General features: G+C 59.7%; 1 pseudogene. It reads right to left on the bottom strand.

The features are described from left to right. A pseudogene (locus tag ACAG21_RS28125) lies at window positions 1-288 on the bottom strand (DNA topoisomerase IV subunit B); the annotation flags it as partial.

Genomic DNA, 288 nt, shown 5'->3' on the forward strand with positions numbered 1-288 from the left:
TCTGGCGCAGCACCCGCACGGTCGGGTCCATCGTGGTCTCCCACAACTCCTTGGCGTCCATCTCGCCCAGACCCTTATAACGCTGGATCCCGTCGTCTTTGTTGATCTTCTTGCCGGCCTTCTGCCCGGCCTCAAGCAGACCATCCCGCTCACGATCGGAGTAAGCGAACTCCGGCTCGCTGCGCTGCCACTTCAACTTGTACAACGGCGGCTGCGCCAAAAACACATGCCCATGCTCGATCAGCGGGCGCATGAACCGGAACAACAACGTCAGCAACAACGTCGAAA

The organism is Mycobacterium sp. pR1184 (assembly GCF_041287235.1).
GTDB lineage: Bacteria > Actinomycetota > Actinomycetes > Mycobacteriales > Mycobacteriaceae > Mycobacterium.